Genomic DNA, 23,905 nt, shown 5'->3' on the forward strand with positions numbered 1-23,905 from the left:
GTGGATACAGCGGGCTATGCGTCGATGAGTTGCATAGAACTGAACGACCTCATGAGCCGGACATCGGCGGAGATTTCGCGCACGGCCATCAACCGGGGAAATGTCGAACGCACCGACATCCCGACTTGGGTGCTCGGAGGCAGGCAGGTCGCGTCAAAAGTAGCAGCGCGTCAAACCGCGAGGATCGAGCATCTCCAGGAACAGGAACAGGCGATCGCTGCGGTCCGGCTGCGTAACTGCGGCCGCTAGCCGGTTCGCGCGACGACGCCTCGTCGCAATAGCCGCACTTGTCCGTGCCCCGTCGCTGATGCTTGTATAGACAACATCAGTTCGTCGAACGAGGCGATGCATGCAGGACGTTTCCCAGCTCTTTTCTCTTACGGGTCGAAAGGCCGTTGTGACCGGCGCCAGCCGTGGCCTTGGTCGTGCGATTGCCGAGACGCTTGCAAGCGCGGGAGCAACCGTGGGCGTCACGGCGCGCGACCTCTCGTCGCTCGACGATACGGTCGCGGCGATCGGCGCTGGTGGCGGCAAGGCGATCCCGATCGCGCTCGACGTCCGCGACGTCGCAGCGACCGGCATCGCGCTCCAGAGTCTCGCCGGGCAGATGGACGGCATCCACATCCTCATCAACAACGCCGGCTACGAGGAAGTTCGCGCTTCGCTGGACGTTGACGAGGCGCTATGGGACCGCATCGTCGACACCAACCTGAAAGGCGCGTTCTTCTGCGCGCAGGCGGCCGCGAAGCTGATGGCGGGACAAGGTTCGGGTGGCAGCATCGTCAACCTGTGCTCGCTCACCTCCTACGTCGGCATCCCGACCGCCGTCCCCTACGGTTCCTCGAAATCCGGCCTGCTCGGCATGACGCGGGCGCTGTCAGCCGAATGGGCGGCCGCCGGCATCCGCGTCAACGCCGTCGCGCCGGGCTATTTCCGCACCGACATGACGGAAGTCTTCTACGCAGATGCAGCATGGGAGCAGGCCATGCTTGGCAAGATCCCGCTGCGCCGCTTCGGCAATATGGGCGATCTTTCCGGCGCGATCCTCTTTCTTGCCAGCGATGCGTCCGCCTATGTAACCGGACAAAGCATTCCGGTGGATGGCGGCTTTCTCGCCTCCATCTGAAAAGCGGCTCGACTCCTATTGCCGAGGTATGTTGTACATGCTTGTATATACCACTCCGATGATCCAGTTGCCGTTTGAAGGAATTCCTGCGCGCCATGCCTGACCAGAAGGCCAATGACGCTATCCCGGCGGTTTCCGTCCGTGACGTGAGCATGGTCTATGACGGCCTGCATGCCGTGAAGTCGGCCTCCTTCGACCTCGCCAAGGGAAGGTTCCTGACCATCCTCGGCCCCTCCGGCTCGGGCAAGACCACGCTGCTGCGAATGATCGCCGGCTTCCTGCGTCCGACGCACGGGGAAATCTTCATCAACGGCCAGCCCGTCAGCGCGGTACCGCCGCATAAGCGGTCCATCGGCATGGTGTTCCAGCGCCTTGCGCTTTTCCCGCATATGACGGCCGCGCAGAACGTCGCCTTTCCGCTGAAGATGCGCCGGACGGACGCGACGCTCATTCCCGAGCGCGTCGATCGCTACCTCGATCTCGTGAAGCTCGGCGGCCTCGGCAACCGCCGTCCGCACGAGCTTTCCGGCGGCCAGCAGCAGCGCGTGGCGATTGCCCGCGCGCTGGTCTTCGAGCCCGATCTGCTTCTGCTCGACGAACCGCTCGCCGCGCTCGACCGCAAGCTGCGCGAGGAGATGCAGCTTGAGTTTCGCCGCATCCAGCGCGAGCTTGGCGTGACAACCATCAATGTCACGCACGACCAGCGCGAGGCGCTTGTCGTCTCCGACGAGGTCATCGTCATGGACGGCGGCGAAATCCGCCAGAACGCCCACCCGGTCGACACCTATCGCAAGCCAGCCAGCGCCTTCGTCGCCGGCTTCATCGGCGTCACCAACTTCATCTCCGGATCGGTGACCAGCACCACCGACGACAGCGTCGTCTTCGCAGAGGAAGGCCGGGAGTTCATCGGCCGCAAGGCCCATGGCGCAACGTCGCCGGCCCCGGGCGAAGAGGTGCGCGGCGCAATCCGCGCTGAGCAGATCCGCATCGCCGGCGACAGCGCCGAACTCTCCGACCTCGACACGGTTCTCCCCGGCAAAGTGGCCGACGTCATCTTCGAAGGCGACCGCGTGGTCTACGAGGTCGAGGTGCCGCTTTCCGGCGCCACCATCCTGCGCATCTTCGACCGCGATCCTGCCGGTCACAACCAGTTCGAACCGGGCGACGGCGTATCCGTCGGCTGGAACGAAGCCGACATGCACGTTTTCAACACAAAACCGGACGGTGCAGAACGCCGGTAAACCAGAGGAGAATGACATGAAACAAAAAGACATCCTGTCCAGTTCGATCAACCGCCGCACTCTGATGCAGGGCGCAGCGGCGCTCGGCGGCGCGGCAGCGCTGGGCGTCCGCCCGTCCTTCGCGCAGGAGCCGGCCAAGCCGGCCGAACTCATCATCCGCGCATGGGGCGGAAGCTGGGTCGACAGCCTGAAGGCCGGCGTGTCCGATCCCTTCACCGCCAAGACCGGCATAGCCATCCGCCACGACCTGACCGAAGACAACGAAATCCAGCCGAAGGTCTGGGCCGCCGTCGCTCAAGGCCGCGTGCCGCCGATCCACATCAACTGGGACACCACCACCAACGCCACCAAGTCGGCGCTGCGCGGCGTGACCGAAGACCTCTCCGACCTGTCGAACCTCGCCAACACCACCGATCTCGCCAAGCCGGTAGGCCTCGACGGCTATCCGATCGTCAACACCTACGGCTATGTCTACGTTCTCGCCTATCGTCCGGAAGCTTTTCCCGATGGCGCGCCGAAGTCGTGGAAGGATCTTCTCGACCCGAAGTTCAAGGGCCGCCTCGCCTTCTACAATGACGGCATTGGCTTCCATTTCCCGGCGCAGGTCGCCGGCGGCGGCAAGCTCGAGGACATCCCGGCCAACATGCAGCCGGCCTGGGATTTCATCACCAAGATGAAGGCGCAGGCGCCGCTGCTCGGCGAGGACCCGGACTTCACGACATGGTTCCAGCGCGGCGAGATCGACGCGGCCTGCACCATCTCCACCAACGCGCGCGAAGCCCGCAAGAACGGCGTCGAGATCGCGTGGACCGTGCCGGAAGAAGGCTGCAAGTTCGACACCGACGGCCTCTGGATTCCGAAGGGCCTGCCCGAGAACGAACTCTACTGGGCCAAGGAATACATCAACTTCGCATTGACCAAGGAAGCCCAGCAGGGCTGGCTCGACGGCCTCGGCCTTCCGGGCGTCGTTCCCGGCGTCAATCCGCCGGCGGACCTCGTCAACGATCCGTCGTACCCGACCAAGCCGGAGGACTTCGAGCACCTGATCCGCATCTCGTCCAAGATTCAGGTCGAGAACGAAAGCGAGTGGTTCGCCAAGTTCAAGTCGATCATGCAGGGCTGAGTTCATCAGGGCCGCCGTCCCAGGCGGCGGCCCATTTTTCTATCGGAAATCTCGTGCGATCGCTCAAGGCCTACCCGATCGGCTGGCGCATCATGGACGCGGCGGAAGCAGTCGCCGCGGCACTGTGGCCGTCGCGTTTCAGCAGGGCCGTGCCCTATCTGCTGCTTGCACCCGCGATCCTGCTTGTTGGGCTGCTTGTCATCGGCATGATCCAGATCGCCGACTCCAGCCTGCGCACGCTGGATACCTCGACCTTTCTGCAATCCGACTACTACACGCTTGCCAACTACCAGCGCGCGTTGACCGAGGGGCTGTTCCGCACCGTCGCGACCCGCAGCCTGCTCGGCGCGGTGATCGTCACCGTCGTGACGCTCATCCTCGCCTTTCCCTATGCCTATCTCATGGCGCGGACGCGCTCGCCATGGCTGCGCAAGCTCCTGCTTATCGCACTGTTCCTGCCCTTCTTCATCGGCCAGGTCGTGCGCGCCTATGGCTGGCTGATCGTGCTCGGCAATCAGGGCATGGTCAACGAGGCGCTCGGTCTCATAGGAATCGCGCCGATGCGCCTGCTCTACAATTATCCGGCCGTTCTCTTCGGCCTCGTCCAGTACATGCTGCCCTTCGCGGTGCTGATGCTCGCGCCGGCCATGACCGCCATCCCCGAGGAACTGGAATCCGCCGCCCATTCGCTCGGCGCGAACTGGGTCCGCGCCATGATCCACGTCGTCCTGCCGCTGGTGAAACCGGGCCTCGTCGGCGCGGGCCTTGTCGTACTGACGCTTTCGCTCACCGACTTCGCCATGCCGGCCATTCTCGGCGGCGGCTCGCAGGACTTCATCGCCAACGCGATCTACGACCAGTTCTTCCGCACGTCCGACCAGGGTCTCGGCTCGACGCTAGCGCTCCTGCTGGTCGCCGTCGGCTCGCTGCTCGTCGGCATCGTCTTCATGATCTTCGGAGCCGGCACACTTGCAAGGCAAGGGGCGCGCAGATGACCATGCCGCTCAGCCAGCGCATCGTGTTCTGGACGATCGTCGTCTGCGTTCTTGTGATCCTGTCCGTCCCGACAGTCGTCGTGCTCGGCGCGTCCTTCACTGCCGGCAACATGATCGACTTCCCGCCCGACGGACTTTCGCTGAAATGGTACTCCAAGATTGCGGGCGCGAGCGACCTCTGGCGCGCCTTCGGCCGTTCGCTCTATGTCGCGACCGTCTGCACGCTTGTCGCCATTCCTGTGGGCACGCTCGCCGGCATCGCCCTCGCCAAATACCGCGTGCGCTTCGAGACCCCGATCCAGATCTACCTGCTGCTTCCCTTCACCATCCCGTTGATCGGCTCCGGCATCGGCCTCATGCTTTTCTTCGGCGAGATGCGCCTGCTCGGCCAGCTCTGGCCGGTCGGCGTCGCCTGCGCCGTCATCAACCTCCCCTTCATGGTCTGGGCCGTCATGGCCAGCGCATCGGGCCTTGAGCCTGACCTCGAACTTGCCGCCGCCAATTGCGGCGCGCCGCCGCTCTCGACCTTCTTCCACGTCACCCTGCCTGCCGTGACGCCCGGCATCATCAGCGGCGCACTTCTGATGTTCATCCTCGCGCTCAACGAGTTCTTGGTCAGCCTGCTGCTCGTCGACGCGCGCATCGTCACGCTTCCGGTGCAGATCTACAACTCCATCCGCTCCATCATCACGCCCGACCTCGCCGCGATCTCCGTCATCTTCATCGCCAGCGCAGTCGTGGCCGTCATCGCGCTCGACCGGCTGGTCGGGCTCGAAATTTTTCTCAAGTCGAAGTGAACTGACCTATGACAGACGTATCCTTTCACGAGATCGCCAAGCTCGACGCCGCAGGCCGCGAAGCGCTTTACCGCCGGTCGGAAACCGACCTTTCGGCCTTCACGGAGAAGGTGAAACCGATCATCGACGCCGTGCGCACGGAAGGCGACGCCGCGCTGCTGCGCTACGCCCGCGAACTCGACAAGGCCGACGTGAAGCCCGGCAGCCTGAAAGTAACGCCGGCCGAGATCGATGCCGCCTTCGACAAGGTCGATGAGGAGGTGATCGCCGCGATCCGCTTCGGCATCGACAACATCCGCCGCTTCCACGAGGAACAAAGGCCTGAAGCCATGTGGCTGAAGGAAATCCGTCCCGGCGCCTATGCTGGCGACCGCATCACACCCATCAAATCCGTCGCCATCTATGTCCCGCGCGGCAAGGGCGCATTCCCGTCCGTCACCATGATGACGGCAGTGCCCGCCGTCGTCGCTGAGGTCCCCGAACTGGCAATCCTGACGCCGCCCGCGCCCGACGGCTCGGTCGATGCCGCCACGCTCGTTGCGGCCCGCATCGCCGGCGTCGAGACCGTCTACAAGGTCGGCGGCGCGCAGGCCGTCGCCGCTGCCGCCTTCGGCACCGAAACCGTGAAGCCCGCGCTCAAGATCGTCGGCCCGGGCAGCCCGTGGGTCGTAGCCGCCAAGCGCCTGCTGTCAGGCGTCATCGATCCCGGCCTGCCCGCCGGCCCGTCCGAATCCATCATCCTCGCCGACGACACCGTGAAGGGCGGTCTCGCCGCGCTCGACCTGCTGATCGAGGCGGAACATGGCCCGGATTCCTCCGCCTATCTGGTCACCCACAGCCGCCGGGTCGCAGAGGAGGCGCTTGCCTCGCTGCCAGAACACTGGGCGCACATGACCGAACAGCGCGTCGCTTTCTCGAAGGCGGTGCTGTCAGGCGCCTATGGCGGCATCGTGCTGACGCCTTCGCTCGAGGCGAGCTACGACTTCGTCAACGGCTACGCGCCGGAGCATCTGGAAATCCTCTCCACCGATCCCTTCCGCCACCTCGCCCACATCACGGAAGCCGCCGAAATCCTGATGGGCCCGCATACGCCGGTCTCCATCGCCAATTTCGGCCTCGGGCCTAACGCCGTGCTACCGACCAGCCGCTGGGCGCGAACCTATGGCCCGCTGTCGGTGCACGATTTCGTCAAGCGCTCCTCGGTCGGTTACGTCACGGAATCAGCCTATCCCGACTTCGCCAAGACGGCCTGGACGCTGGCGCGCTACGAGGGCTTCTCCTCGCACGAACACGCCGTGTCCGACGTCCGCAAGAAATACCTCTGAGTGAATGATGAAGGCAGTCCGGCTCTACGCGGCGCGCGACCTCAGGGTAGAGGAGATCGATCCTCTCGCCCCGCCCGCACCCGGTTGGGTCACGCTGCGCACCACCGCCGCCGGCATCTGCGGCTCCGACCTGCACAACTATCGCACCGGCCACTGGATCAGCCGCTCACCCTCGACGGCAGGTCATGAATTCGCCGGCGTCATCACCTGCCTCGGAGACGGCGTCACCGGCTTCGCTATCGGCGACACCGTCGTCGCGGACTCGCGCTTCTGGTGCGGCGAATGCGATGCCTGCCGAAACGGCCGCACCAATGTCTGTGCGAAGCTCGGTTTTGTCGGCGAAGTCTGCGACGGCGGTTTCGCGGAATTCACCTCCCTTCCAGCGCGCCTCGTACACCGGCACGATCCCGGTCTTGATCCCGCGATCGCAGCCATGGCCGAGCCGCTCGCGGTGGCGCTTCACGCCATACGCAAGCAGGCGGTTCCATCAGGCCAGCCGGTGCTCGTCATTGGCTGCGGCACGATCGGCGGCTTCGTCGCGCTCTTGCTTTCCCGACTCCACGAAGGTCCTGTTCTTGTCGCCGACAGGAATGCCGAACGCGCCAGCCTCGTCGCCGAGGTCACCGGCGCAAAAATCGTCGATCTGGACGCCGCCTCGATCCGCAGCGCTCTCAACGGCCAATCTCTCCTCTATGCCTGCGACGCCACGGGCGACGGCCGCGTTCTCAAGACGACCCTCGACCTGCTCTCCGGTGGCGGCTCCATTGCGCTGGTCGGCATCGCCAACGCGCCGGTAGAGCTAGAACTCAACACGCTAGTGGAACGCGAGACGGCGCTCATCGGCTGTCACGCCTTCATCGACGAACTTCCCGAAGCGCTCGCCCTGCTTCCAAGCCTGGCTCCACAACTCTTCCGGCTCATCGATGCGGAGATCGGGCTGGACGAGGTTCCCGCCGCCTACGAGCGCCTTCTGGCAGGACAATCGAAGGGACTGAAGACAATCATACGAATTGGAGAGGCGGCCGGATGAAGCAGAAAAGCGCTTCCGCAAGCAAGGCGCCAACCACCGCCTCGCTGCCCGATTCCGCTGGCCCGCTCTACGAGAAGGTCAAGGAATATGTCCTGACCAACATCGGCAACGGTGCCTGGGGCCGGAACCAGAAGCTGCCCTCGGAAAATGAACTGGTCGCCTCGCTCGGCGTTTCCCGCATGACCGTCCATCGGGCACTGCGCGAATTGACCTCCCAAGGCCACCTCCTGCGTATCCAGGGCGTCGGCACTTTTGTGGCGCCACCGAGGCCCCAATCGGCGCTCATCGAGATCAACGACATCGCCGACGAGATCGAGGAGCGCGGCGCGCGTCACCACGCTCGGGTGGTCACGCTCGAAACCATCGTTCCCGCGCCGGACCTTGCTGCCGCGTTCGAATTTTCCAGCCGCTCGCCGGTCGGCCACTCGATCATCATTCATCACGAGAACGGCGTGCCAGTCCTGCTCGAGGAGCGCTTCGTCAATTCGCAGCTGGTCCCGGACTACGAGGCGCAGGATTTCGAAACGACGACCACCTTCGACTATCTCCAGCAGAGCACACCGCTGACGGAGGTCGAGCACGTCATCTCAGCCGTCGCCGCCGACGGCGAAACCGCCGAGCTTCTCATGATCGAGCCGGGTGCGCCCTGCCTGCTGCTGCACCGCCGCACATGGTCCGGCGCATCGGTCGCGACCGTCAACCGGCTCGTCTATGCCGGCAATCGCTATTCGCTCGGCAGCCGTTACTCGCCCCGGAGCTAGACCCCGGAGCTAGTTTCCGAAACTAGATTCCGGATCCGTAGAGTTCCTCAGCATCCTCGCCGGCCCAAGGCTCAGGCAGGCCGCCCTCATCAATCCCGGCGTCCTGGCTTGCGGTAGGGAGCGGCATCCAGCACTGAAGTTCCGGATCGGCATAGGCGAAGATTTGCCCGGGAGACGAGTCCGCGGCACGCCAGCCCTCGATGCCGAACTGGTCGGCCCTTGCCCAATAGGCCACGTCCACCTCTGCCGCCCCTTGTTCCGACGAGCGGACCGTCACCAGGATGCGGCTGCCGTCCTTGGGCGCGCTCGACATATGCCGCCAGCGAGTTTCGACCACGCAATTCCTCCTGTCTTGATATTTTCCGCGAACATCCGACTCTTGGGTTATAGTGCCTCCCCGGGTCAAGACTTCAAGGTAAGGCGAACATGAGAACCGTTAGTGCCCTGTTCGACACCTACGACGAGGTAACCGCCGCGGTCGATGCCCTGACCGAAGTCGGCGTTAACAGCGAAGACATCACCATTGTCAGGCAGGCTCGCCGCGCCTCAGTGAAGATCCTGCAGGCCATCGCGCTCGGCGCAGCGATCGGCGGCGTCTGCGGTATCCTTGTCGGCCTTGCCTCGGTCGCCTTTCCCGGCAGCGGCCTGCCGTTCAGCCGGCTGTGGGCGGCCCTCGTCGGCGCCGCAGCCGGCGGATTGATCGGTGCCGCGCTCAGCCTGATCGCGCATGGGCGCAGTCGCGCCAACCGGCCACATGCCGGCGCCAGGACGGTTTGGGCTCAGTCGATCAAGGGAGGCTCCACGCTGGTCACCGCCCGCATACACGAAGACGACTCCTCGAAGGTCTTGGACGTCTTCCGTCGATGCGGGGCTTTGAACACCAATGTCAGGCGCGGCGAATACGCTGGAGGCGAGTGGGACGACTTCGTCGATGAGGACATGTGGGACGAGGATATCGGTCGCGAGGACGCCCCTCCGCCCAAGGAATAAAGGCCTCCGCCTCTCATTGGTGCGGCCCCTGGACGCCGCCTGAGTCTGTCAGACGGACTCCAAAGCAGACTTTTGTCAATCTGGGTTTGATGTCGGATTCGACTGCGGGTAGATTAGACCCGAATCAGTCGTTCCGCGGGGGGGTCCGCGAACCATCACATCTCCAGACGCTCCGGTCACTCCGGCGCGGTGACTTGATCGGTTCGGCCAGGCTTCTCGTCTACGGCAGGATTCTCTGCGGCGTTAGTATTCCTGCGTCTTCACCCTGTTGGACAAGCAGCAGCCAGGTTTGCGGCACACGCCGTGGCCGGCACCGGATGAGTCTGGCCTAGAAAATTGACAACGAGCCTCGCCCTTCAGGAGTCGGACAGTTTCCAGCCACTGGCCCTGTCGACGCGCAGCGACCTCACAGCCTTCCTGATGGACTTGGTCGCCGAGCTTCTGGCGGATTCCTACATGCTTGTCGCGATCGTCAACGAGGAAGATCGCAACATTGCTCGCATCCTCGCCTCCAACTGGATTCACGACGCCATCGAGTTGGTCGGCCACGACCTCATCGCCAGGTTGGCGCAACTCCCGGCGGCCGCGCCCGGCGCCAGACCACGCAGCCTCCTGGTGTCGCATGCGCCCGCCATGCCGGAGCTGTTGAGCGGCGAGGAAGCAGCCCTGCTCGATGTCCTTGGCCATTGCGAACTTTATGCGCTCGCTGTCCAGGCCGGACGCCAGCGCTACTACCTGCTGCTCTCCTCGGAACATGTCGATCGCATCGACGAGAGCAGGCTCGTCAGCGCACAGATGCGCTGCGGCTACGCGCTCTCGCAGATGCCCGACCTGCTTCGGGCTGCAGTGACCCGCGACCCTCTCTCAGATCGCGAGCGTGAATGCCTGCTGTGGGTATCCGAAGGCAAGACGACGGAGGAAGTCGCGCTCATCCTTGGTGTGTCTGGCAACACCGTGAACAACTACGTGACCCACGCCATCCAGAAGCTGTCGGCAAGCAACCGCGCAATGGCAATCGCCACGGCGATCCGGAGTGGCATGATTTGACCGAACCCGCCCGCAACCTTGAAGATCCGGCGCAGGATCTGCGTCAGCCGCTGTTCGGAAATCCTCTGTTCAATGCGGAGGCACACCGGACGACGACGATCCCCGACGCCGTGCGCCGCGCCCGATGGATCGCGGTCGACATCAACGCCGAGGGCTTTGGCCTCTTCTTCACCCCGCCTTCGCCGGAGCGCCCCATCCTCTGGCCATGTTTCGACTCGAGCTATCCTGCCGTGTCGTCGGAGACCATTTTCGTCGCCGGCGAGGACAGGCCGGATCTGGTCCGGCACATACGCGCTACAAGCGTGCCGCTCTGGTGGGCCGACGAACCTGCCGCCGGCGCATCGGAATGCTTCGGCAAGATTCCCTGGATCAGGCGAATGCCGGAGCCGCTGGTTCCCGAGATGGCGGGCATCGCCTTCCCGGTCCACACCGAACGCGGTCGTTGCGGGCTGGTCGTATTCCTCGGCTTCGAGATCACGCTGACGCCCAACAGCCTGTTCGACATCCACGCCCGCTGCTTTTCGCTGTTCGAGGCCGTCGCCAGAATCCGGCCCGGCGAAGGCGCGAAGTTCCCGATGATCTCGAAGCGGGAACTGGAATGCCTGAAGCTTACGGCAAATGGCTATACGAGCGAGGAAATCGCGCGTTTCCTCAAGCTATCGGTCCACACCGCGAACCAGTACCTGACCAACACCACGCAGAAGCTCGACGCTGTCAACCGCATGCATGCGGTGGCGAAGGCCTTGCGACTCGGGTTGATCGAATAGCCGACTTTCAGGGACCACCTACCGCTTCCGCCCTGCGGATTCTGCACCGTTCCAGCGCATCGACCAGAAAAGCCGTGTTCAGCATCGGATCGGCATCCGGGCGTTCAAACGCCACGTAGTTCACCTCGACCGCCGCGCGCTCGTCCTCCAGGATCAGCGCGAAATAGACGGTTGCCCCCGGTGGCCGCAATTCGAGGTCGAGGACGATACGGGGCGGCTCCGACCACGTGACATGCGCCTCGCCGCCATGGCCGAGCTTCAATGTGCCGGGCATGAAGAACAGTTCGGATGCCGAGTCCACAATGTCCGAAACCGTAGCGAAATGCTCGAGGCGGATGAACGCGATATAGTCGGACGCATCGACGAGACGCAGCTCGCCGACCACGTCCTTGATCGCTTCCGCGACGATCGCCTCGCGCGATGCTGCATGCGGCTGTCGGTTCATTGGAGCTTTCGCTTGGCCTTGTTTGCGTACACCACACGGATCAGTTCGGCGACTGCCTGGTAGAACTGTTGTGGGATCACGCTATCCACCGAAACTTGCTTGTACATGGAACGCGCGAGCGCAACGTCCTCGAAGACCGGAACATTGTTCGCTTCCGCGATCTCGCGGATTTTCAGCGCGACCAGATCGGTGCCCTTCGCGAGCACCATGGGCGCGCTGTCCTTGTCGCGCGCATAGCGCAGCGCGATGGCGTAGTGGGTCGGGTTGGCGATCACCAGCGTTGCATTGGGCACAGCAGTCATCATGCGCCGCCTTGCCCGGTCGCGCGCCAGCGAACGCAACCGCGACTTGACGATCGGGTCGCCTTCGGACTGCTTCATCTCGTCCTTGACCTCCTGCTTCGTCATCCTCAGATCTTGACGCCAGTGGAAGCGCGACCAGACGATGTCGATGCCTGCTATCAGGCCCATCACGGCCACGATCGAAACCAGGATGTCGATCGCCATACTGCGGATGACGAGCACGAAGTCCGTCGTCTGCGTCAGCATGCCGGCCAGGAACTGCCTCAGGCTGTCCGAAAGCACGAAGCACAGCACGGCTATGGCGAACACCATCTTGCCGACCGACTTAAGGAACTCGACGAAACCCTGCACGCCGAACAGCCTGCTCCACCCCTTGGCGAGCGAAATGCGCGACGCCTGCGGGCGGATGCGTTCGCCGACGAACTGCGGCACGTTCTGGAGGACGGACGACCCGATGCCGGCCGCGACCAGCAGCAGAAGCAGGCTCGCCACCGCCTTGCCGATCTCCAGCGTCACCATGCGGGACAGCTCAACCACGTCGTTTGACGTGTCCATCGTCCAGGCATCGGGCTTTTCGAGGAAGACCGACAGAAAGGAACCAAGCTCCATGATGGAGCCGCCGGCGAAGAAGACCGTGAACAGGAGGATCGCAACGAAGGAAGCGAGGATTCCGGTCTCTTTCGATTGAGGCAGCTTGCCTTTCTCGATCGTGTCACGGATTTTCTTCTCCGTGGCTTCCTCGGTTTTACTTTCCTTGTCGACGTCCTCCGCCATGGCGATAGCACTCTGAGAGGGTCAGGGACCGGGTTGGGACTAGGCCGCCGCGCTTTCGGCGCTGGGTAGCTCGAACGCGCCTTCGCGCGCCATGCGGATCGCTCCGGCGGCGATCGCCTTGCGGGCCCGCGTGATGTCGGCGGCGTTGACGCTCTCCGAACCCTGTCCCAGCTCGGATTCGATCATACGTCGCGCGCGTGCTCCGATCGAGGACAGCACCGCTTCCGTCAGCGCCGGCGGCGCGTTGCGCAGCGCCAGCGTCACCAGTTCCGTGGAAATGCTGTCGAACAACGCGACCCGCGCCTTCTGCGTAAGCTGCACGATGTCCTCGAACGCGAAGAGCCTGGCGCGCAGCCCCTGCACGTCGGGCGCGCCGGAATGCTCGAGTTCCAGCATCACCTCGTCGAGCTTGTCCTTGTCCATCTCGTTCAGCACGCTGGCGACGCGAATCTGTCCGGCCGACGTGTCGCGCGTCGCGCTTTCCGAAAGCAGCCGAGATCGCAGCTGGTCCTCGATAATGCCGGTTGCGACTTCCGGGATCGTCGCCATCGACATCATGCGTTTCACGACCTCGCTGCGCACATCCCGGTCGAGGACGAGCAGCACGTTGGCGGCGGAGCCGGGGGAGAGTTTCGACAGCACCAGTGCGGCGGTCTGCGGATGCTCTTCGGTCAGGAACGCCGCAATCTTCGCCGGCTCCGCCTTCTCGACATCGGGCCAGACCGGCGGCGGCCCGCTTTCAACCGTCTCCGCCTGGGCGACGCCCATCAGCGCGTTCATTTCCTCCGGCGAAAGAGTCTCGTTAAGAATGGTGTCCATCTGGTCGCTGGAGTCCATCAGGCCCGCGCCTTCCGCGAACTCCGCCTCGAACTCTGCCACGATCTTCTCGAGATCGGCCTGGCTGATCGTGCGCAGCAGCCGCGCGCCTTCGACCAGAGCCTTCAGTTCCTCCTGCTTGAAGAACTTGAGGAGCTTGCTGGCCGACGGCTTGCCCATGGCCACCAGGATGGCCGCGGCCTTCTGCGCCCGCGTCATCTCAAGCGCCCTGCTCATGCGATCTCCATCAGCCACATACCAGCCAGTCAGCCCTGCTTCGTCGCGCCGCTGATCTCCGTCAGCATGATGCCGAAGCGGGATGGATCGTTTTCCAGGACCGTTATCTCCCCGCGCGCGATCCTGCGGCCGTTGACCATGACATCGACCGCTTCGCCGACGCGGCGGTTCAGCGCCACGGTCGAGCCTTTCTGCAGCCCCATCAGGTCGGAAACGGCCATCTCGGTGCTGCCGAGCACGATCTGTACCTCGACGGGAATGTCCATGATCAGCGAGGCGTTGGGACCGCCGGCAGGCATCGACATCGCGACCGGCGAGACGGTCGCTGTCTGCGGCCGCTGCTTCTCCTCTTCATGCAGCACTCCGCGCAGTTCCTCTATGGCCCGGTTGAGCTGTTCCTGCGAGTTTTCTTCGTCCAAGGCTGCGCTGCCCTGCGTCATGATCATCTCCAACTCTCGCGGATGCTGGGCCCTAACGCCCGGCAACCAGTCCTTCCATGAGATCCTGCCCTGCATCGAAGGGATGCCGGACGCGAACCGTGTAATTTTGGCCGAGTTTGCCGAATTCGCAGACGAACAGCGTCTTCTGCCGTGCGGACAGCTTGGCTTGCGACTGAGCGTCGGTCTGGAACTCGATCAGTTGCCCGACTTGCAGCGACGCGACGTCGCCGAGCGTCATACGCGCAAGCGGCATGGTCGCCTGAAGTTCCACGCCGGAGCGCATGACTTCCTCCCCGAAACGTTGCCGCCAAACGTCCGCCGGACCCGATGCGTTGGGCGAGGCCACGGCGGACCCTTTCAGGAGAAGCCGCTGCGGCATGGTCAGTTCGATTATCCCGCTGGTTGCCGACCCGGCCAGTGAAAGTCTCACCCTCGCGCCCGCGCCATCCTTCAGCGGATGCTTTCTCAACTCTTCGCCGGACATCGCCTTGGGTGATGGCGCCAGCAGTTCGAAATGGCCGTCACCCGTCCGTGCCAGCGCCGTCGCAAACTGTTCGAAGATTCTCGAGGCGACAACCGTCTCCGTCGGCGAGAGCTGGCGCCGGATCGGCGCGACCGCGATGCAGGGATCGCCGCCGAACAGCGCACTGACGGCCAGTGCGATCGCCTCCGCGTCCATCGTCATCACCACCGCGTCCGGCCCGACTCCCGAGACGATCACCGCCATGGCATGGCCATCGCCATCCGGCTTCGCATCGGCGACGCGAACGAGTTCGACGCTCGTGATCTCCATCTCCAAGTCGAGCGTCAGTTGTTGCTTCAGTGTCTGCCTGACGTCGGGCAGCAGCTTTTCGACGATCGCGCGCGCCGCATCGGTCACCCGGTCCGGCTCCCCGGTCTCTCCGGTCAGCCGTTCAATGATGTAGGCCCGCATTTCGGCCGGGCTGCTGGGGACGGCGGATTTCATGACGCGCTCATGCCGCCTTCTTGTCGGCGCCGGTGGCGTTCATCGTGCTCTGCTCGACGGCGTCGATGGACGGACGCTCATAGGCCGAGATCGTCTTGCGCCCGAACTCGATCGCCACCTGCGGCAGCGCGCCGTTCATATGGGCGAGCAACGTCTGCTTGACGATGACATAGAGCCTGTTCTTCTTCTCCCGGACGGTCTTCACCTTGCCTGCGATCGGACCGACCACGCAGTAGGACATGAAGATGCCGAGGAAGGTTCCGACCAGCGCGGCGCCGATTAGCCCGCCGAGGATCTCGGGCGACTGGTCCAATGCGCCCATCGCCTTCACGACGCCCAGCACCGCCGCCACGATGCCAATTGCGGGGAAGCCATCACCCATCACCGTCAGCGCGTGATACGCCTTAAGCTTGTCGGCGCGGATCGTCTGGATTTCCTCGTCCATCAGCGCCTCGATCTCATGCGGACGCGCATTGCCGATGATGATGATGCGGCAGTAGTCGCAGATGAAGTTGGTCAGGTCGATGTTCTTCAGGATAGTCGGGAACGCCTGAAAGATCGCTGATTCCTGAGGGTTGTCGATGTGCGCCTCGACCTCGCTTCGCGACTTGGACTTCAGCTCGCGCATCAGCGCGTGCAGCACGCCCAGCACTTCGAGATAGTCTTTTTCCTTCGGCACCGCCTGCTTGAAGGCTTCCATGCAGGCCTTGCCGGTATCCTTGACCACCTTCATCGGATTGGCGACGAGGAAGGAGCCAAGTGCGGCGCCGCAGATGATGACGACTTCCCATGGCTGGATCAGGACCTCGATATGCCCGCCCATGGCCATGAAACCGCCAAGCACGCAGCCGAGCGTAACCACCAGTCCAATCAGAATGCTCACGGAGCCAGAGTCCCTCGCAAAGATATGACATTGCAGGACTACGCCCCGTGCCTTGTGTGAGGCTTGAATCGACTTTCGTCCCTGCTGGCTTGGCTGGCTTCAGCCTCGCGCAAGCAATAGGCCCTAGCCTTGGGTGATAAGCTTCGCGGCCGGAGGCCTGTCTGGTGAATACCTATCTCAGCTTCCAGCTCATCGTCAGGGACATGGCCAAGTCGATCGAGCGCGTCGAAAAGCAGCCGACGGTCGACCGCGAGACGAAATACTATCTCGAGAACATCTCGAAGGTGAAAACCATCGACGAATTCGTCAAGGACGATCGCCTGTTCCGCTATGCCATGAAGGCGCACGGGCTGGAGGACATGACCTATGCCAAGGCCTTCATGGTCAAGGCGCTGAAAGAGGGCACGGCCGATCCCGACAGCTTTGCCAACAAGCTGCAGGACAAGCGCTACGCGGAATTCGTCAACACCTACAACTTCGCTCGCTATGGCGAGCTCGCCACCGTCTACAACAAGGCGCAGCACGAGGTTCCCGGCAACTACATCATGCAGGCTGAGATTGCCGGTCTCGACCCGGACTCGCCCTATGTGAAACAGGAGACGGCCTACTACCGCGCCAACATCGGCAAGATCACCTCCATCGAAGGACTGATGGGGAACGGGCGCCTGCTGACCTACGCGATGGCCGCCTACGGCCTGGACAGCGCCAGCGAAAACCTTGACTACATTGAGGAACTGCTCGCCGGCGGCGTGCGCGACCCGAACAGCCCTGCCAACAAGGAAGAGGACAAGCGCTACACCGCCTTCGTCGCCGCCTTCGACTTCGAGGCTCTCGGCCCGAACGCCACCACCACCACCCGCGCCCAGCAGCCTTCGATCGACAAATATCTTCGCCAGACGCTCGAGGAGAACGCAGGCGAGACGAACGAAGGCGTGCGCCTCGCGCTCTATTTCGAGCGTAAGGCATCCAGCCTCACCAACTTCTACGCGATCCTCGCCGACCCGGCCCTCGCCGAAGTCGTGCGCACAACGCTCAGCCTACCGGATTCCTTCGCCTCGGCCGACATCGACCAGCAGGTGAAATACTTCGAATCCAAGCTCGACATCGAGGACTTCACTGATCCCAAGCGCCTGGAGAAATTCCTGACACGGTTCACCACGATGTGGGAACTGGAGAACCCGACCACCACCCCACAGTCTCTCATCACGTCGCTGTTCCAACCGGTCGACTATGGCATTTCGGCCAATGTGTTGTTCGCGATCCAGTCGATGAAGCGATAGGATTTCCGCGTGCAAACCGGCCTCTACGTCGCCCTCTCCTCCCAGGTCGCGCTTGAAAAGCGATTGAACACGATCGCCGATAACGTCGCCAATACCTCGACCATTGGCTTCCGCGCCACGGGTGTGAAATTCGAGGACGTTGTTTCGGGTCTAGGCGACAAGGAGCTTGCCTTCGTCTCGACCGGCGACACCTATCTGTCCACCGCCGCTGGCCCCTTGCGCGAAACCGGAAACCCATTCGACTTCGCCATCCGCGGCGACGCATGGTTCGGCATCGAGACGCCTGCCGGGACGGTCATGACGCGTGACGGCCGCTTCACCATGACCGAGAACGGCGAACTGGTCTCCATAGAAGGCTATGCGGTCCTTGACGCGGGCGGCGCCCCGATCCAGCTCGACCCGCGCAACGGCCCGCCGCGGGCCGGCGCTGACGGCTCGTTGCGGCAGGGCGACAATCTTGTCGGCGCGCTCGGCCTATTCAATTTCGATCCAGGCCCCAACTTCACGCGTTTCGGCAATTCCGGCATCGTCCCGAAGGGCGAGCCGGATCCCGTTGTCGACCGCATCGACGCCGGCGTGGCGCAAGGGTTCCTGGAGGAATCCAACGTCAATCCGATGATGGAGATCACCCGCCTGATCATGGTGCAGCGCGCCTTCGAGAACGGGGCGGCGTTGCTGCGCGACAGCGAGTCGTCCTACGACGAGGCAATCAAGACGCTCGGCGGGAAATAGCTGACGCATGTCGCTCGCCCCGCATCCGACTGACCGCAACGCTGCCGCCGGCGACAATCCTCTCGACGCGCTCGAACGCGCGTGGCGCCGCATCTCCGACGAACACACACTTATCCGTCGCGGCGGCCGCGTTATCGAAGTTTCTCCAACGCATTTCCGCGTCCGCGGCCTCTCGGCGGTCGCACGCCTCGGCGACATGGTGGAGCATCGCAGCCGCGCCGGCGTGCGCCACGGCGAGATCGTGCAGATTTCCCCGGACGAGGTTCTGGTCGCTCCGTTCGAACGCGCAGGCGACGCCGGGGTCGGCGATACGGTCATCGACCTAGGCCCCTTCGCCATCCTCCCGCACGCCTCGTGGCGCGGTCGCGCCATCGATGCGCTCGGCCGTCCGATCGACGGCGGTCCTCATCTCGCGCATGGCGATCTGGAGGATGCCGCAAAGCTCGTTCAGCCTCCCGCCCTCTCCCGCCAGCGCGTCGGCGAAGGATTTCGCACCGGCGTCAAGGTTATCGACGTCTTCACCCCCATCTGTTTCGGCCAGCGCCTCGGCATCTTCGCCGGCTCGGGCGTCGGCAAGTCGACACTGCTCGCCATGCTGGCCTCGGCGTCCGCCTTCGACACCGTCGTGGTTGCGCTGATCGGCGAACGCGGCCGAGAGGTGCGCGAATTCCTCGAGGACACGATCGGCCCTGCATGCATGGTCAAGACTGTCGCGGTCGTCTCCACCAGCGATGAAAGCGCCATGATGCGCCGCCGCGCGCCGGATACCGCCATGCGCGTCGCCGAGCATTTCCGCCAGCAGGGCGACCGTGTGCTGCTGATCCTCGATTCCATCACGCGCTTTGCCCATGCGTTGCGCGAGGTCGCCACAGGAACCGGCGAGCCGCCTGTCGCGCGCGGCTATCCCGCCTCGGTCTTCACCGAACTGCCGAAACTGCTGGAGCGCGCAGGCCCCGGCGTCGAAGGTTCCGGCTCCATCACCGCCATCATCTCCGTGCTCATCGACGGCGACGACCACAACGATCCGGTCGCCGATTCCGTGCGCGGCATTCTCGACGGACACGTCGTCCTCGATCGCTCAATCGCCGAGCAGGGCCGCTACCCGCCGGTCAACCCACTCGCCTCCATCTCGCGCCTGGCGCCGAAGGCGTGGACGGACGACCAGCGCACCCTCGTGACCAAGCTCAAGGCGATGATTTCCCGCTTCGAGTCGACGCGCGACATCCGCCTTCTCGGCGCCTACCAGCCCGGCGCAGACATCGAACTGGACACCGCCGTCCGGCAGGTTCCCACAATCTACGACGCGATGACGCAGACGCCGCGCGACCCACCATCGGCGGATGCCTTCGCCGACCTCGCCCGCCACCTGAAGTCGAAGGACAGGCCGCATGTGGCGCAGCAAGGCTGACCGTCTGCTTGAGGAACTTGTCCGCGAGAACCGTCTCGCAGAGCTTGCGGGCTCGGACGAAAGCGCCCCGAGCTCCGCCAAGCCCCTGTCTCCTGAACAGGAGGCAAAACGGCGCGACCGTCGCAGCGACCTGACCGTCGCTGCGCTCGGCGTGACCCTCGGCCTCATCTGCGCACTTTTCCCGTGGTACATCTTCTTCAACCCGGACGAGTTCGGCGTCAGGGCCATGCGGTTTGGCGGCGGCGGCAACGGCACTCAGCCGATTGTCCTCGGCGCTCAGACGGAACGCGTCGGCGCGCCTGCGGAAAAGCAGGACATCCCCTTCCTTGACCTTGAACTCGACCTGCGCACGACGGGAACGGCGGTCAAGGACCCAGAAAGCGACGACGGCGGCCACGCAGCCCTCCCCAGCGTCGAGGAACAGCCGTTTCCCCCTCCGGTTATCGAGTTCAAGGTGATCCAGATCGCCAACGGACGCGCCATGATCGAGGACGACACCGGCCTCTTCGTCGTCCAGACCGGCTCGGTGCTGCCCGACGGAGCCCATGTCCGGTCGATAGAGGACCGCGACGGCAAGCCCGTTCTCGTCACGGACAAGGACAAGGTCCTGAAGGTCGGGGAGTAAGCCCCCGCAAGGCCCACGCAAGACTGGCGGCCTACCCTGTGCATATCCGGCCGGAGATTTGCATGGAGACCGTCAACCTATTCGCTCTCGCGACGCAGCAGTCGAAATGGCTCGCCGTGCGCCAGACGGCGGTTGCCGGCAACGTCGCCAATGTCAACACGCCGGGCTACAAGGCGGTCGACGTCGAGCCCTTCGAAAGCGTGCTCGACAAGACGGGCGTCAGGCTTGCCACGACGCAGCAGGGGCATATTGCGGGTAGCGTCGGCGAGTCCGGTTTCGCGGTCAACGCGCAGGCCGACGATCCGTCGATCCTGCCATCCGAGAATTCGGTCGTCCTCGAAGACGAGTTGATGAAGGCCGGCGAAGTCCGCCGCCAGTTCGAACTCAATACGGCGATCGTGAAAGCCTTCCATCGCATGCTCATGACGGCGTCGAAAGGCTAGCCATGGACCCGTTGGCAGCCGCTCTCAAAGTCGCAGCATCCGGCCTCGGCGCTCAGTCGGAGCGCCTGCGCGTCGTTTCGGAAAACCTTGCCAACGCGCAGTCGACCGGCGACGCGCCAGGCGCCGAACCCTATCGCCGCAAGACCATCACCTTCGCCGCCGAACTCGACCGCGTCACCGGCGGCTCGATGGTCGAGGTTAACAGGATCGGCCGCGACGACGGCGCGTTTCCGGTCCAGTTCATGCCCGGCCACGAAGCAGCTGACGAAAAGGGCTACGTCAAGATGCCCAACGTCAACGTGCTGATCGAAATGGCCGACATGAGCGAGGCCAACCGGTCCTACGAGGCGAACCTGCAGGTCATCAAGCAGGCGCGCGAACTCATTTCCCTCACCATTGACCTGATGCGGAGCCAGTCATGATAACCGGCCTCGGCGCTATCGATTTCAGCACCATCGGCAAATCGTCCGGTCTCGGAAACGGCGGGACAACCGGTCCGGGCACGGCAGCCGGCGCTGCCGATGCGGCAGGCTCCTTCGCCTCCGTCATGGCCGACCTTGCGACGAATGCCGTCGATACGCTGCAGCAGGCCGAGCAGCTTTCCGTCAAGGGCATGCAGGGCCAGGCGGACACGCGCGAGGTTGTCGACGCGGTCATGAGCGCAGAGCAGGCACTGACGGCAGCGGTCGCCATCCGCGACAAGATCGTCAGCGCCTACATGGAAGTCAGCAGGATGCAGATCTGACGGGCAGTCAGAAGACGGGCAGTCAGAAAGGGTAACAAGTCATGAAAGCGCTTGCCATCGCCGCGACGGGCATGAATGCCCAGCAGACCAATCTCGAGGTCATCGCCAACAACATCGCCAACATCAACACGACCGGCTTCAAGCGTGCGCGTGCGGAGTTTTCCGACCTGCTCTATCAGGTCGACCGCATGCAGGGCGTGCCGTCGCGCGCCGATGCGAGCCTCGTCCCCGAAGGCGTCTCCATCGGCCTCGGCGTCAAGACCGCGGCCATCCGCAATGTGCACATCCAGGGCGGCCTCACGCAGACGGGCAACAGCCTCGACCTCGCGCTGACCGGCAATGGCTGGTTCCAGATCGAAGGCGCCGAGGGGCAAACTCTCTACACCCGCGCCGGCTCCTTCAACACAGACGCCAACGGCCAGTTGGTCACCGTGGACGGCTACAACGTCATCCCGGCGATCACCGTGCCGACCGACGCGCTCGCGGTCGTCGTCAACAAGACCGGCCAGGTCTATGCGCGCATCGACGGCCAGACCGACCTCCAGGAACTCGGCCAGCTGACGCTCGCCAGCTTCGCCAACGAGGCCGGCCTCGCGCCGCTTGGCGACAATCTTTTCCAGGAAACCGCTGCGTCCGGCCCGGCAACCGTCGGCTCGCCCGGCGATGTCGGCTTCGCCACCGTCGAACAGGGCTATCTGGAGAACTCCAACGTCGATCCCGTCAAGGAAATCACCGAGCTGATATCCGCCCAGCGCGCCTACGAAATGAACTCCAAGGTCATCCAGGCGGCCGACGAGATGGCGGCCGTCGTCTCGAAGAACATCCGGTAAGGCAGATGACGATGCGGTTTCTGGCAAGGACAGTCACCCTGGTCGCCTTCGCCTGCCTCGCAGGCGGGTCGGCGTTCGCCCAGGAGATCGTGTTCATCCCGAACCGCGTCATCTATCCCGGCGAGACGATCGAGATGGCCTCCCTGAAGGAAGTCACCCTGAAACCCGACCGCATCATTCCGCCCGGCGTCGTCATCAGCCCTGCGGAGCTCGACGGCAAGGTCGCCAAGCGCACCCTGCTGCCCGGGCGCTACGTTCCCGCAGCCGCGCTCCGCGAAGCCTGGGTCGTCGAGCAGGGTGCTGCCGTGCAGATGGTGTTCATCGCTGGCGGTCTCACCATCTCGGCAACCGGCGTGACGCTGCAGCCGGGTGCTGCCGGCGACATGGTGCGCGTGCGCAACATCGACAGCGGCAAGATCCTCTCCGGCACCGTCATGGCCGACGGCTCGATCAGGATAGGAACTTCATGATCGGCCTGCGTCCCTTCACGGTCCTGCTCGCCTTCGCGCTGGCCGCCTCTCCGGCAGCCGGCGCTGATCTCATGCTGGAGGCCCCTCTCCCACCTGAGGGCGGCGGCGGCCTGGTCGACCGCTTTCCGCAGCCACAGGGCGGTGTGCCCATCGGTCAGGAGGGCGCGGGCGCCTTCAAGCAGTTTCCGTCCTCCGGCGGCCAGTTGCCACAACACGGCACTGCCGCCCGCATCAAGGATATCGCCCAGCTCCAGAGTGCGCGCGACAACCAACTCGTCGGCTACGGTCTCGTCATCGGCCTGAACGGGTCGGGCGACAGCCTGCGCAACTCGCCCTTCACCGAACAGTCCATGCGCGCCATGCTCGAAAATCTCGGCATCGCCGGCGAAGGCAGTCGTGCAAGGTCGCGCAACGTTGCCGCTGTCATCGTCACCGCCAACCTCCCGGCCTTCGTCAAGTCCGGTGCACGCATCGATGTCGGCGTCTCCTCCATGGGCGATGCATCGTCGCTGGCCGGCGGTACGCTCGTCATGACACCGCTCAAGGCCGCCGACGGCGAAATCTACGCGGTCGCCCAAGGACCTGTTTTCGTCTCGGGCTTCAATGCGCAGGGTCAGGCCGAGCAGTTGACGCAGGGCGTGCCCACTTCCGGTCGCGTCCCCAACGGAGCCATCATCGAACGCGAGGTCGCGGCCGATTTCGCGGCACAGTCGAACATGGTGCTCCAGCTCAGGAACGCCGATTTTTCGACCGCTGTCCGTGTCGCCGACGCCGTCAACGCCTATGCCGGCCAGCACTACGGCATGCGCGTTGCCTTCGAGCAGGATTCGCGCACGATCATCATCAAGAAGCCGGAAAAGGTCTCGCCGGCCAGATTCTTCGCCGAGCTGGAAAACATCGTGGTTGCGGCCGACGCACCGGCTCGTGTCGTGGTCGACGAGCGCACCGGCACCATCGTCATCGGCAACGACGTGCGCATCTCACGCGTCGCCGTCAGCCACGGAACGCTGACGGTTCGGGTTACCGAAGCACCCACCGTTGTGCAGCCCGAACCCTTCTCTCGCGGCGAGACCGCCGTCGAACCCTACACCGAGATCGACGCCGGCTGGCCAGACGCGAAGATCGCGCTCCTCGACGGCCCCGATCTCGAAACGCTCGTTTCCGGCCTCAATCGCCTCGGCGTCAAGCCGGACGGCATCATCGCCATCCTGCAGGGCATCAAGTCCGCCGGCGCGATGCAGGCCGACCTTGTCTTGCAGTGAGTCCGATGATGGCTTTCCCCCGCTCCCGCCCCTCCTCAACGCTT

29 protein-coding genes are annotated in these 23,905 nt (G+C 64.1%); 22 read left to right on the top strand and 7 right to left on the bottom strand.

The features are described from left to right. The first annotated feature begins 24 nt into the window (after positions 1-24). The 9 genes from ABMA32_RS19685 (at position 25) to hutC (ending at position 8,398) form a co-directional block, all read left to right on the top strand. Positions 25-249, top strand: a complete 225-nt coding sequence (locus ABMA32_RS19685; RefSeq protein ID WP_349015509.1) for a hypothetical protein — start codon at positions 25-27, stop codon at positions 247-249. 100 nt (positions 250-349) lie between these two features. Further along, complete coding sequence (locus ABMA32_RS19690; protein ID WP_349015510.1) at positions 350-1,126, top strand: SDR family NAD(P)-dependent oxidoreductase; 777 nt, start codon at positions 350-352, stop codon at positions 1,124-1,126. Between the two features lie 95 nt (positions 1,127-1,221). Further along, positions 1,222-2,367, top strand: a complete 1,146-nt coding sequence (locus tag ABMA32_RS19695; RefSeq protein ID WP_349015511.1) for an ABC transporter ATP-binding protein — start codon at positions 1,222-1,224, stop codon at positions 2,365-2,367. Between the two features lie 16 nt (positions 2,368-2,383). Continuing rightward, the gene (locus ABMA32_RS19700; protein WP_349015512.1) at positions 2,384-3,490 is read left to right on the top strand and encodes an ABC transporter substrate-binding protein; all 1,107 of its coding nucleotides are present in this window, start codon (positions 2,384-2,386) and stop codon (positions 3,488-3,490) included. A gap of 92 nt (positions 3,491-3,582) precedes the next feature. Then, positions 3,583-4,485 (top strand): ABC transporter permease, encoded by a 903-nt coding sequence (locus ABMA32_RS19705; RefSeq protein ID WP_425475573.1) that lies wholly within the window; start codon positions 3,583-3,585, stop codon positions 4,483-4,485. Next, positions 4,482-5,282, top strand: coding sequence for an ABC transporter permease (locus ABMA32_RS19710; RefSeq protein ID WP_349015514.1), 801 nt, complete (start codon positions 4,482-4,484; stop codon positions 5,280-5,282). Before ABMA32_RS19705 ends, ABMA32_RS19710 begins: the two co-directional genes overlap by 4 nt. Positions 5,283-5,290: 8 nt before the next feature. Further along, entirely contained in the window at positions 5,291-6,607 is a 1,317-nt protein-coding gene (gene hisD / locus ABMA32_RS19715) for a histidinol dehydrogenase (protein WP_349015515.1), read from the top strand. A gap of 7 nt (positions 6,608-6,614) precedes the next feature. Next, on the top strand, positions 6,615-7,637 hold the full coding sequence (locus ABMA32_RS19720) for a zinc-dependent alcohol dehydrogenase (RefSeq protein ID WP_349015959.1): 1,023 nt from the start codon (positions 6,615-6,617) through the stop codon (positions 7,635-7,637). Further along, positions 7,634-8,398, top strand: coding sequence for a histidine utilization transcriptional repressor HutC (gene hutC / locus ABMA32_RS19725; RefSeq protein WP_349015516.1), 765 nt, complete (start codon positions 7,634-7,636; stop codon positions 8,396-8,398). Before ABMA32_RS19720 ends, hutC begins: the two co-directional genes overlap by 4 nt. Before the next feature lie 22 nt (positions 8,399-8,420). Here hutC and ABMA32_RS19730 read toward each other — a convergent pair whose 3' ends face one another. Continuing rightward, complete coding sequence (locus tag ABMA32_RS19730; RefSeq protein WP_349015960.1) at positions 8,421-8,711, bottom strand: hypothetical protein; 291 nt, start codon at positions 8,709-8,711, stop codon at positions 8,421-8,423. A 113-nt stretch (positions 8,712-8,824) separates the two neighbouring features. Here ABMA32_RS19730 and ABMA32_RS19735 point away from each other — a divergent pair, with 113 nt between their 5' ends. The 3 genes from ABMA32_RS19735 to ABMA32_RS19745 all read left to right on the top strand — a co-directional run bounded on the left by ABMA32_RS19735 (position 8,825) and on the right by ABMA32_RS19745 (position 11,202). Continuing rightward, the gene (locus ABMA32_RS19735; RefSeq protein ID WP_349015517.1) at positions 8,825-9,388 is read left to right on the top strand and encodes a hypothetical protein; all 564 of its coding nucleotides are present in this window, start codon (positions 8,825-8,827) and stop codon (positions 9,386-9,388) included. 336 nt (positions 9,389-9,724) lie between these two features. Further along, positions 9,725-10,435 carry a helix-turn-helix transcriptional regulator gene (locus ABMA32_RS19740; RefSeq protein ID WP_349015518.1) on the top strand — a complete coding sequence of 237 codons (711 nt, stop codon included), beginning with the start codon at positions 9,725-9,727 and terminating at the stop codon, positions 10,433-10,435. Continuing rightward, on the top strand, positions 10,432-11,202 hold the full coding sequence (locus ABMA32_RS19745) for a helix-turn-helix transcriptional regulator (RefSeq protein WP_349015519.1): 771 nt from the start codon (positions 10,432-10,434) through the stop codon (positions 11,200-11,202). Before ABMA32_RS19740 ends, ABMA32_RS19745 begins: the two co-directional genes overlap by 4 nt. Before the next feature lie 7 nt (positions 11,203-11,209). On the opposite strand, the gene ABMA32_RS19750 is transcribed toward ABMA32_RS19745, so the two are convergent. Genes ABMA32_RS19750 through motA form a run of 6 tightly spaced genes read right to left on the bottom strand, consistent with a single transcriptional unit; the run spans position 11,210 to position 16,066 of the window. Beyond that, positions 11,210-11,647, bottom strand: coding sequence for a hypothetical protein (locus ABMA32_RS19750; RefSeq protein WP_349015520.1), 438 nt, complete (start codon positions 11,645-11,647; stop codon positions 11,210-11,212). Further along, positions 11,644-12,723 carry a flagellar biosynthesis protein FlhB gene (flhB, locus tag ABMA32_RS19755; RefSeq protein ID WP_349015521.1) on the bottom strand — a complete coding sequence of 360 codons (1,080 nt, stop codon included), beginning with the start codon at positions 12,721-12,723 and terminating at the stop codon, positions 11,644-11,646. Before flhB ends, ABMA32_RS19750 begins: the two co-directional genes overlap by 4 nt. A gap of 39 nt (positions 12,724-12,762) precedes the next feature. After that, the gene (locus ABMA32_RS19760) at positions 12,763-13,776 is read right to left on the bottom strand and encodes a flagellar motor switch protein FliG (RefSeq protein WP_349015522.1); all 1,014 of its coding nucleotides are present in this window, start codon (positions 13,774-13,776) and stop codon (positions 12,763-12,765) included. A gap of 29 nt (positions 13,777-13,805) precedes the next feature. Then, positions 13,806-14,216, bottom strand: coding sequence for a flagellar motor switch protein FliN (gene fliN / locus ABMA32_RS19765; protein ID WP_425475567.1), 411 nt, complete (start codon positions 14,214-14,216; stop codon positions 13,806-13,808). A 31-nt stretch (positions 14,217-14,247) separates the two neighbouring features. After that, positions 14,248-15,183: a FliM/FliN family flagellar motor switch protein gene (locus ABMA32_RS19770; protein ID WP_349015524.1), complete on the bottom strand. Its 936-nt coding sequence runs from the start codon at positions 15,181-15,183 to the stop codon at positions 14,248-14,250. A gap of 7 nt (positions 15,184-15,190) precedes the next feature. Beyond that, positions 15,191-16,066 (bottom strand): flagellar motor stator protein MotA, encoded by an 876-nt coding sequence (gene motA, locus ABMA32_RS19775; RefSeq protein WP_349015525.1) that lies wholly within the window; start codon positions 16,064-16,066, stop codon positions 15,191-15,193. Between the two features lie 164 nt (positions 16,067-16,230). Here motA and ABMA32_RS19780 point away from each other — a divergent pair, with 164 nt between their 5' ends. From ABMA32_RS19780 to ABMA32_RS19825, 10 genes are all read left to right on the top strand, one after another. Further along, a complete protein-coding gene (locus ABMA32_RS19780; RefSeq protein WP_349015526.1) occupies positions 16,231-17,346 on the top strand; it encodes a DUF1217 domain-containing protein in 1,116 nt (371 codons plus the stop codon). A gap of 9 nt (positions 17,347-17,355) precedes the next feature. Beyond that, positions 17,356-18,078 (top strand): flagellar basal-body rod protein FlgF, encoded by a 723-nt coding sequence (flgF, locus tag ABMA32_RS19785; RefSeq protein ID WP_349015527.1) that lies wholly within the window; start codon positions 17,356-17,358, stop codon positions 18,076-18,078. Between the two features lie 7 nt (positions 18,079-18,085). Continuing rightward, on the top strand, positions 18,086-19,486 hold the full coding sequence (gene fliI / locus ABMA32_RS19790) for a flagellar protein export ATPase FliI (protein ID WP_349015528.1): 1,401 nt from the start codon (positions 18,086-18,088) through the stop codon (positions 19,484-19,486). After that, entirely contained in the window at positions 19,467-20,111 is a 645-nt protein-coding gene (locus ABMA32_RS19795) for a hypothetical protein (protein ID WP_349015529.1), read from the top strand. Before fliI ends, ABMA32_RS19795 begins: the two co-directional genes overlap by 20 nt. Positions 20,112-20,173: 62 nt before the next feature. Beyond that, on the top strand, positions 20,174-20,554 hold the full coding sequence (gene flgB, locus ABMA32_RS19800; protein ID WP_349015530.1) for a flagellar basal body rod protein FlgB: 381 nt from the start codon (positions 20,174-20,176) through the stop codon (positions 20,552-20,554). Positions 20,555-20,556: 2 nt separating this feature from the next. Further along, the gene (flgC, locus tag ABMA32_RS19805) at positions 20,557-20,976 is read left to right on the top strand and encodes a flagellar basal body rod protein FlgC (protein WP_349015531.1); all 420 of its coding nucleotides are present in this window, start codon (positions 20,557-20,559) and stop codon (positions 20,974-20,976) included. Next, positions 20,973-21,299, top strand: a complete 327-nt coding sequence (gene fliE, locus ABMA32_RS19810; RefSeq protein ID WP_349015532.1) for a flagellar hook-basal body complex protein FliE — start codon at positions 20,973-20,975, stop codon at positions 21,297-21,299. The genes flgC and fliE overlap by 4 nt, the downstream gene beginning before the upstream one ends. 41 nt (positions 21,300-21,340) lie before the next feature. Next, positions 21,341-22,129 (top strand): flagellar basal-body rod protein FlgG, encoded by a 789-nt coding sequence (gene flgG, locus ABMA32_RS19815; protein WP_292770965.1) that lies wholly within the window; start codon positions 21,341-21,343, stop codon positions 22,127-22,129. An 11-nt stretch (positions 22,130-22,140) separates the two neighbouring features. Then, the gene (flgA, locus tag ABMA32_RS19820) at positions 22,141-22,599 is read left to right on the top strand and encodes a flagellar basal body P-ring formation chaperone FlgA (protein ID WP_349015961.1); all 459 of its coding nucleotides are present in this window, start codon (positions 22,141-22,143) and stop codon (positions 22,597-22,599) included. Next, positions 22,596-23,861: a flagellar basal body P-ring protein FlgI gene (locus ABMA32_RS19825; RefSeq protein WP_349015533.1), complete on the top strand. Its 1,266-nt coding sequence runs from the start codon at positions 22,596-22,598 to the stop codon at positions 23,859-23,861. Before flgA ends, ABMA32_RS19825 begins: the two co-directional genes overlap by 4 nt. Positions 23,862-23,905 lie beyond the last annotated feature (44 nt).

The organism is Mesorhizobium quangtriensis, from assembly GCF_040081925.1.
GTDB lineage: Bacteria > Pseudomonadota > Alphaproteobacteria > Rhizobiales > Rhizobiaceae > Mesorhizobium_K > Mesorhizobium_K quangtriensis.

What these genes read in the sequence shown, in the direction of transcription:
- flhB (WP_349015521.1), bottom strand. Translation starts at nt 12,723, where the DNA reads ATGGCGGAGGACGTCGACAAGGAAAGTAAAACCGAGGAAGCCACGGAG.
- ABMA32_RS19710 (WP_349015514.1), top strand. Translation starts at nt 4,482, where the DNA reads ATGACCATGCCGCTCAGCCAGCGCATCGTGTTCTGGACGATCGTCGTC.
- hisD (WP_349015515.1), top strand. Translation starts at nt 5,291, where the DNA reads ATGACAGACGTATCCTTTCACGAGATCGCCAAGCTCGACGCCGCAGGC.
- ABMA32_RS19705 (WP_425475573.1), top strand. Translation starts at nt 3,583, where the DNA reads ATGGACGCGGCGGAAGCAGTCGCCGCGGCACTGTGGCCGTCGCGTTTC.
- ABMA32_RS19700 (WP_349015512.1), top strand. Translation starts at nt 2,384, where the DNA reads ATGAAACAAAAAGACATCCTGTCCAGTTCGATCAACCGCCGCACTCTG.
- fliE (WP_349015532.1), top strand. Translation starts at nt 20,973, where the DNA reads ATGATAACCGGCCTCGGCGCTATCGATTTCAGCACCATCGGCAAATCG.
- hutC (WP_349015516.1), top strand. Translation starts at nt 7,634, where the DNA reads ATGAAGCAGAAAAGCGCTTCCGCAAGCAAGGCGCCAACCACCGCCTCG.
- fliI (WP_349015528.1), top strand. Translation starts at nt 18,086, where the DNA reads ATGTCGCTCGCCCCGCATCCGACTGACCGCAACGCTGCCGCCGGCGAC.
- ABMA32_RS19770 (WP_349015524.1), bottom strand. Translation starts at nt 15,183, where the DNA reads ATGAAATCCGCCGTCCCCAGCAGCCCGGCCGAAATGCGGGCCTACATC.
- ABMA32_RS19750 (WP_349015520.1), bottom strand. Translation starts at nt 11,647, where the DNA reads ATGAACCGACAGCCGCATGCAGCATCGCGCGAGGCGATCGTCGCGGAA.
- ABMA32_RS19795 (WP_349015529.1), top strand. Translation starts at nt 19,467, where the DNA reads ATGTGGCGCAGCAAGGCTGACCGTCTGCTTGAGGAACTTGTCCGCGAG.
- flgC (WP_349015531.1), top strand. Translation starts at nt 20,557, where the DNA reads ATGGACCCGTTGGCAGCCGCTCTCAAAGTCGCAGCATCCGGCCTCGGC.
- ABMA32_RS19695 (WP_349015511.1), top strand. Translation starts at nt 1,222, where the DNA reads ATGCCTGACCAGAAGGCCAATGACGCTATCCCGGCGGTTTCCGTCCGT.
- ABMA32_RS19825 (WP_349015533.1), top strand. Translation starts at nt 22,596, where the DNA reads ATGATCGGCCTGCGTCCCTTCACGGTCCTGCTCGCCTTCGCGCTGGCC.
- flgB (WP_349015530.1), top strand. Translation starts at nt 20,174, where the DNA reads ATGGAGACCGTCAACCTATTCGCTCTCGCGACGCAGCAGTCGAAATGG.
- ABMA32_RS19690 (WP_349015510.1), top strand. Translation starts at nt 350, where the DNA reads ATGCAGGACGTTTCCCAGCTCTTTTCTCTTACGGGTCGAAAGGCCGTT.
- ABMA32_RS19720 (WP_349015959.1), top strand. Translation starts at nt 6,615, where the DNA reads ATGAAGGCAGTCCGGCTCTACGCGGCGCGCGACCTCAGGGTAGAGGAG.
- flgG (WP_292770965.1), top strand. Translation starts at nt 21,341, where the DNA reads ATGAAAGCGCTTGCCATCGCCGCGACGGGCATGAATGCCCAGCAGACC.
- fliN (WP_425475567.1), bottom strand. Translation starts at nt 14,216, where the DNA reads ATGACGCAGGGCAGCGCAGCCTTGGACGAAGAAAACTCGCAGGAACAG.
- ABMA32_RS19685 (WP_349015509.1), top strand. Translation starts at nt 25, where the DNA reads ATGAGTTGCATAGAACTGAACGACCTCATGAGCCGGACATCGGCGGAG.
- flgA (WP_349015961.1), top strand. Translation starts at nt 22,141, where the DNA reads ATGCGGTTTCTGGCAAGGACAGTCACCCTGGTCGCCTTCGCCTGCCTC.
- ABMA32_RS19735 (WP_349015517.1), top strand. Translation starts at nt 8,825, where the DNA reads ATGAGAACCGTTAGTGCCCTGTTCGACACCTACGACGAGGTAACCGCC.
- ABMA32_RS19760 (WP_349015522.1), bottom strand. Translation starts at nt 13,776, where the DNA reads ATGAGCAGGGCGCTTGAGATGACGCGGGCGCAGAAGGCCGCGGCCATC.
- ABMA32_RS19730 (WP_349015960.1), bottom strand. Translation starts at nt 8,711, where the DNA reads ATGTCGAGCGCGCCCAAGGACGGCAGCCGCATCCTGGTGACGGTCCGC.